The sequence below is a fragment of the Embleya sp. NPDC001921 genome (assembly GCF_053594475.1).
The window spans coordinates 1-7,132 of the sequence record NZ_JBSFEO010000118.1 but is presented as its reverse complement, the minus strand read 5'-3'; the positions used below and the strand labels follow the sequence as shown (position 1 = coordinate 7,132).

General features: G+C 73.3%; 1 protein-coding gene. It reads right to left on the bottom strand.

What is annotated here, in order from left to right; translation table 11 throughout:
- Window positions 1–7,132: type I polyketide synthase (locus tag ACWCPW_RS51210; protein ID WP_449768551.1), on the bottom strand; the 7,132-nt coding region annotated here is incomplete at both ends.

Genomic DNA, 7,132 nt, shown 5'->3' with positions numbered 1-7,132 from the left:
CATCACGAAAATTGAGCCCGGCAACCCGCACCCCGACCCGCAACTCCCCCCACCCCAAAGGCTCCGACACCCCCGGCACCGCAACCAACGCCAAACTCGCAAGCGTCCCGCGCGCCACGGCGTCCAGTCGCCACGGACCCGACAGCGGCGCCAACGTCCCGTCCCGATCGGCTCGGACCAGCCTCGGCGCGAGTACGGTGCCCGCCCGCACGGCGACCTGGGTCTCGCGCGCGGCCAGGGCGATGCGGGCCGTCTCGACGGGGTCCGCCGCGTCGGCGGCGTCCGGGTCCAGGTCGATCAGCAGGAACCGGTCGGGGTGCTCGCTCTGCGCCGACCGCACCAACCCCCATGCGGGGGCGTGCCCGAGGTCGGGTACCGCGTCACCGGGGACCGCCGCCACCGCCCCGCGCGTCACCACCACGAAACGGGAGCCGGCGGATTCGGCGGTCGCCGTCTTCTTCAGCCACTCCTGCACCGCCGTGAGCAGACGTACGGCCGCGAGCTCGGCAGCCGGCACCACGTCCCCCACTACGGCCGCCGGAACCGGGGTGCAATGGTGGACGGTCAAGTCCGGGGCCGGATCCGGGCCGTCGATGTCCGGATCGGGTCGGCCGACGGGGGTCCAGACCACCGAGTACAGGGAATCCGCCGCCGAGGAGGCGGCGCCCAGCCGGGTCGGATCGACGGAGCGCAGTTCGAGCGCGTCGGCGGAGAGCACCGGCCGCCCGGTGCCGTCGGCGGCCTGCAGCGCGATCCGGTCGGGGTCACCGTCGACCGGCGCCAGGCAGATCCGCAGTGTCGAGGCCCCGACCGCGTGCAACGTGATGCCGTTCCACGCGAAGGGAAGCCGCATCGTGGGCTTGTGGACCGCATCGATCCCGTCCGCGACCAGGCCGTGCAGAGCGGCGTCGAGCAGCGCGGGGTGGATTCCGAACCGACCTGCCTCACCGATGAGTTCGTCGGGCAACCGCACGTCGGCGAACAGCTCGCCGTGCAAGCCCCGGTACAGCGCGCGCAGACCTCGGAACGCGGGCCCGTAGCCGTAACCGGCGTCGGCGGCACGGGCGTAGAAACCGTCGAGGTCGATCGGCCGCGCGCCGGGCGGGGGCCAGACGGCGAAATCGAATACCGCGTCGGCGGCGTCCTCGGCCAGGACACCGACGGCATGGCAGGTCCATTCGCCGTCGTCCCCCGCCGCCTCGTCCCGGGAGTGCACCGACACGGTCCGGCGCCCGTCGGCGGCCGCCGGCTCCACGTGCACCTGGAGGGCACGCGCGCCCTGCGCGGGCAGTACGAGCGGTGTCCGCAGGGTCAGTTCGTCGACCCGCCCGCACCCCACCGAATCGCCCGCCTGGACGGCCAGCTCCGCGAACGCGGTTCCGGCCAGCAACACCGTCCCCGCGACGGCATGGTCGCCCAGCCACGGTTGGGCCCGGACCGAGATCCGGCCGGTCAGCAGGACCGTGTCGGCTCCGGCCGGACGTACGGTCGCCGCGAGCAACGGGTGATCCGCCGCGACCAGTCCGAGGCCGACGGCGTCGGCGGGTGCGCTCGCGGTGCGGTCGAGCCAGTAGAGCCGGCGCCGAAAGGCGTAGGTGGGCAGATCGAGGTGCCGGTGCTCGGCCGGCGGGAGCACCGCCGACCAGTCGATCGGGCAGCCGCGTACGTGGACGAACGCGAGTGCGCAGAGCAGTGCCTCGTGCTCCGGTCGATCCCGGCGCAACACGGAGCCCGCCGCGATGTCGGGGGCGCGCTCCCCGGTGTCGGTCGGCGCGGCGACACCATCGTGGACCAGCGCGGTCAACACACCGTCCGGCCCCAGCTCCAGGAAGGTTCCGACGCCCGTCGCGCGCAGGTATGCCACGGCATCCGCGAAACGCACGGCCCCGCGAACCTGGCGTACCCAGTAGTCCGGATCGTTCGACTCCTCGGCGCTCAAGAGCCGTCCGGTCAGGGTGGAGACGATCGCACGTGTGGGTCGGGCGAAGGTCACCCCCTCCAGGACGCTCCGGTAGTCGGCCGCCATCCCGTCCATCCGCGGGGAGTGAGAGGCGCGACTCACCTTCAGCCGCTTGGTCTTGCGTCCCCGCGCCGCGAACTCGGCCGCGATCCGCGACACCGGCTCCTCGTCACCGGAGAGCACCACCGAACTCGGCCCGTTCAAGGCGGCGATGCCCGCGGTGTTCCCGACCCCCGCCGCCTCCAGCGCTGCCGTCACCTCGGCTTCACCGGCCTGCACCGCGACCATCGCCCCACCCGCCGGCAACGCCTGCATCAACCGGCTCCGGGCCGCGACCACCGTCGCCGCGTCCGCGAGCGACCACACACCCGCCACATGCGCGGCGGCCAACTCCCCGATCGAATGCCCCAGTACGAGCCCCGGACGCACACCGAAGGACTCGACCAACCGGAACAGCGCCACCTCCACCGCGAACAGCGCAGCCTGGGTGAACACCGTCTCGTCCAACAACCCCGCGGTGCCCTCCACCCCGAACACCACATCCCGCACCGGGAACCCCACATGCCCGGCGAGTCGGCGGTCCAACTCCGACACCGCGGCATCGAAGGCGTCGGCGAACACCGGGAAGAGGCCGTACAGTTCACGCCCCATCCCGACCCGCTGACTCCCCTGCCCGGTGAACAGGAAGGCCAGGTCTCCCGTTCCCAGGACCGAGCCGCGAATCACGCCCGCCGCGGATTCGCCCGCGGCCAGCGCGTCCAGCCCGCTCGACAGCGCGGCCCGCGAGGAACCGACCACGACGGCGCGCTCGTCGAGGGCCGCACGCGATCCGGCGAGCGCCGAGGCGACCGCGGCGAGGTCGAGTTCGGGGTTGTCCCGCAGGTAGGCGGACAACACGGCCGCCTGCGCGCGCAGCGCGTCACCGGACTTCGCCGAAACCGGCCAGGCCAGGACCCGTTCGGCGCCCGTCACTTCCGCGACGTCCTCGGCAGGCACCGGTTCGGGCCCCTGTTCCAGGACCACATGCGCATTGGTACCGCTCGCGCCGAACGAGGAGACGCCGGCCCGGCGGGGGCGTCCCGTCCTCGGCCATTCGCGTGCCTCGGTGAGAGGTTCGACCGCGCCCAGCGACCAGTCGACGTGCGGGGACGGCACATCGCAGTGCAGGGTCTGCGGCAACACGCCCGCCCGCATCGCCATCACCATCTTGATCACACCGCCCACGCCCGCGGCGGCCTGTGCGTGGCCGATGTTCGACTTCAGCGATCCCAGGTAGAGCGGGCTGCCCGCGTCGCGGTCCCGGCCGTAGGTCGCGATGAGCGCCTGCGCCTCGATCGGGTCGCCCAGCGGCGTGCCCGAGCCGTGCGCCTCGACCGCGTCGACGTCGGCGGTCGACAGACCGGCGTTCGCCAACGCCTGCCTGATCACCCGCTGCTGTGCCGGGCCGTTCGGCGCCGTCAGGCCGTTGCTCGCACCGTCCTGATTGACCGCCGTACCGCGAACCGTCGCCAGCACCCGGTGCCCCAGGCGCCGCGCGTCGGACAACCGCTCCACGAGCAGCACACCGACACCCTCCGACCAACCGGCACCATCCGCGGCCGCCGAGAACGCCTTGCACCGACCGTCCGGCGAGACCCCCCGCTGCCGGCTGAACTCGACGAAGACCTCCGGGGTCGCCATCACGGTCACACCACCGGCGAGCGCCATCGAGCACTCACCGCCGCGCAACGCCCGAACGGCCAGATGCAGCGCCACCAACGACGACGAACACGCCGTGTCCACGGTCAGCGCGGGACCCTCGAAGCCGAAGGCGTACGCGACCCGGCCCGACGCCACGCTGCCGGCATTTCCGATCAGCAGGTAGCCGTCCACACCCTCGGGCACCTGCTGCATGCCCGACGCGTAGTCGTGGTACATCACTCCGACGAAAACACCGGTCCGGCTGCCGCGCAGCGTGGCGGGGTCGATCCCGGCCCGTTCCAGCACCTGCCACGAGGTCTCCAGCAGGAGCCGCTGCTGCGGGTCCATCGCCAGCGCCTCGCGCGGCGAAACGTCGAAGAACTCGGCATCGAACTGCCCGGCGTCGTGCAGGAATCCGCCCTCGCGGGCATAGCTCTTCCCGGAGGCCGCCGGATCGGGGTCGTACAGGCCGTCCAGGTCCCAACCGCGGTTCGACGGGAACGGCGAGACCGCGTCCCCGCCTTCGGCGACCAGATGCCACAAATCCTCGGGCGACTCCACTCCGCCGGGATAGCGGCACGCCATCCCGACGATGGCGATCGGTTCGTCCTCCACCGCCGGGCCGGTCACGACGGCGGGCGGCGTGTCCCGGGCGCCGAAGAGTTCCTGTCGGAGCCTGCGCAGGAGCGCGGTCGGCGTCGGGTGGTCGAAGACCAGGCCGGCCGGCAGGCGCAGACCAGTCGCGGAATCGAGCCGGTTGCGCAGTTCGAGGCCGGTGAGCGAGTCGAAGCCGAGGGACTTGAAGGTGGCGGTGATGTCGACGTCGACACCTTTGGGCAGGCCGAGTACGGCCGCCACCTGTTCGTGAACCATGTCCGAGAGGGCGCGTTCCCGCTCGTCGTCCGGCAGCGCGGTGAGTCGTCGGGCCGACAAGGACCGCGACGCGAGGGCGGTGGGGCGTGCCGGAGCGGGAGCGAGGCCGCGCGACATTCCCATCGGCCTGCCGCTCCCGGCCCGGGCGCGGAGCGCGGGCAGGTCCAACGCGGCGGGGACCAACAGGGCCTCGGTGGTGCCGAGTGCGGCGTCGAAGAGGCGCAGGCCCTGCTCGGTGGCGAGCACGCCGACGCCCAGCCGGCCCATCCGCCGCCGGTCGGCGCCGCTCATCGCGCCGGTCATCCCGCCGGCCTCGGCCCACAGCCCCCAGGCCAGCGAGGTGGCCGGCAGTCCGGCCGCGCGACGGGCGTGCGCGAGCGCGTCGAGATAAGTGTTCGCCGCCGCGTAGTTCGCCTGCCCCGGACCACCCAGGATCCCGGACACGGAGGAGAAGAGCACGAAGGCGGCCAAGTCGAGGTCGCGCGTCGACTCGTGCAGGTTGACCGCACCGTCGATCTTGGCCCGCAGCACAGCGTGCAACCGGTCCTCGGTCAACGCCGCGACCAGACCGTCGTCCAGGATCCCGGCCGCGTGCACCACACCCGTCAGCGGGGCCCGCACGCGGTCCAATACCCCGCTCAACGTCTGCCGATCCGCCGCGTCGCCCGCCTCGACCACCACGGACGCCCCGAGTTCCGTCAGCTCCGCCAGCAACTCCCGTACTCCGGGCGCCTGTTCGCCTCGACGGCTGAGCAGCACCAGGCTTCGCACACCGTGCCGCGCGACGAGCCGACGGGCCACCAGTGCGCCCAACAGCCCGGTGCCGCCGGTGATCAGGACCGTTCCGTCACCGAGACGCGCCGCAGCGCGGGTGCACGCGCCGGTGGCGGCGGAGCCGACGGCATGCCGGACCAGTCGCGGCACCAACACCGCGCCGCCTCGCACCGCCGTCTCGCGCTCGCCGCAGGCCAGTACGCCCGGCAGGGCAGCCGTCCACTCCGCGTCGTCGACGTCCACCAGCGCAAAACGATCCGGGTGCTCGGTGGCCGCCGACCGCACCAGGCCCCACACCGCCGACGCCGCGAGGCCCGGCAGCGAGGACACCTCCGAGCGGGCCGACACACCCACCGCACCGCGCGTCACCACGACCAACCGCGACCCGACGAACCGCTGGTCACCCAGCCACTCCCGCACCACCGACAACACCCGCGCCGCCACCCGACGGGCCGCGGCGGCGTGGTCGTCGTGCGGCCCCGAGTCGGCGACGCAGGGAAGCACGACCGCGTCGGGCACGCCGCCCACGACCGCCGCGTCCAGATCGGGGGCGTCGGCGTCGAGCACCAAAATCCCGCCGGCGAAGGCCTCGTCGACCCCTGCGGCCGGAATCCAGTCCACGCGGTACAGGTCGTTCGCCACGACCGGCCGCGCCGCCGCGAGCGCCTCGGCGGTGATCGGGCGCAGGGTCAGCGCCTCGATCGCGGCCACCGGGCCGCCCGTCGTGTCCGCCAGCAGCACGCGGACGGTGTGCGATCCGCCGGGAGACAGCCGTACCCGCAGGTGGGACGCGGCGTTCGCGTGGAGCGTCAGCCCCTTGAAGACGAACGGCAACCTCACCCGCTCCGGCATACCGTCGCCGCCGGCGCCCTCGTCACCGTCGCCGCCCCCGGAGAGAGCGGCGTGCAACGCGGCGTCGAGCAGCGCCGGATGCAGTCCGAAGCGGCCCGCGCCGTCCGCCACGCCCTCGGGCAGCACCACCTCGGCGTAGATGTCGTCACCGGCACGCCAGGCGGCGCGCAGGCCCTGGAACGCGGGCCCGTACGCATAGCCGCTCGGCACCAGGTCGGCGTAGAAGCCCGCCAGGTCCACCGGCTCCGCACCGGTCGGCGGCCAGGGCCCCGAGGCGAAGGACACGTCCGGCGCCGATCCGGCTTCGGACAGCGTCCCGACGGCATGCCGGGTCCAGTCCGACTGCGCCGAATCGTCCGCGTTTCGGGCGAACACGCCGATCGGCCGGGTCCCGTCGCGCTCGGCCGCGCCGACGTCGACCTGTAGCTGAAGCGAGCCGTGCTCGGGGATCACCAGCGGTGCTTCCAGGGCCAGTTCGGCGATCCGGCCGCAACCGACCTCGTCTCCGGCCCGGATCGCCAGTTCGACGAAGGCCGTACCCGGCAGGAGCACCGTCCCGGCAACCGCGTGGTCCCCGAGCCAGGCGTGCGAGGACAACGCCAGCCGTCCCGTCAACAGGACTCCGTGCCCGCCGCCGCGTCGCACCACCGCGCCGAGCAGCGGATGCCGCGCCGCGACCTGGCCGAGGCCGCGCGCATCACCGGTGGACACCGAACGTGTCGGCCAGTACCGCCGGCGCCGGAAGGCGTACGTCGGCAGCTCCGCGGCCACCGCGTCGCGCTGTCGAGCGCGGTCCCCCAACAGCGGGGACCAGTCGACGGGGAGACCGTTGACGTGCGCCTCGGCGAGTGCCGTGCCGAAGCGCTCCGGGCCGCCCTCGCCCCGCCGCAACGTCCCCAGCACCACCGCTTCTGCCTCGGCGGCTTCGACCGTGCTCTCGATCGGTGTCGTCAGCACCGGGTGGGGGCTCACCTCGACGAAGGCGTCGAATCC